Here is a 453-nt window from a genome sequence, read left to right as displayed (position 1 = left end):
GGGAAATGAGATGAAAGTATACATTCGGATGCTACGCATACAAAAATTAATTCGCAAATATAACATCCCATTCTTAATCAATATCAATGATTTTCACAGGGACAGGTTGCATATAACAAGTGAACTATTATTCGAGTCGCTTGCGCGTTTTAACGAGCAAACACGTATATTTTGTCACTTTGCCTTCGGAACTGAAGAAGACCTGTTAGATGGGACGTTATTTAGCTCAGAAGACATGTATTCAAATTTCGCTTCGGATATTAGTTCTATGGCTGCGGAAGGATGTTACTTCGACACAGCTGGTTACTATCTATGTATAGGATCGAAACATATAACACAATCCGATTTTCAATTCGTGTTCCATGAATTTTCGTTTAACACCTATCAAAGTGAAGCGTATCCCAGTCATATTTTGATTGAATTTCTAGAGGATGGTTATGAACAGTACTCATT

General features: G+C 36.6%; 1 protein-coding gene. It reads left to right on the top strand.

The window, feature by feature from the left end; all coding sequences use genetic code 11:
• A partial coding sequence (locus tag AC1DJR_RS33415; protein WP_477004615.1) for a hypothetical protein occupies positions 1-453 on the top strand: 453 nt, incomplete at both ends.

Source organism: Bacillus sp. 05T31, assembly GCF_056396725.1.
The sequence above is the reverse complement of the archived record's forward strand: the minus strand, read 5'-3'. Positions and strand labels throughout refer to the sequence as shown.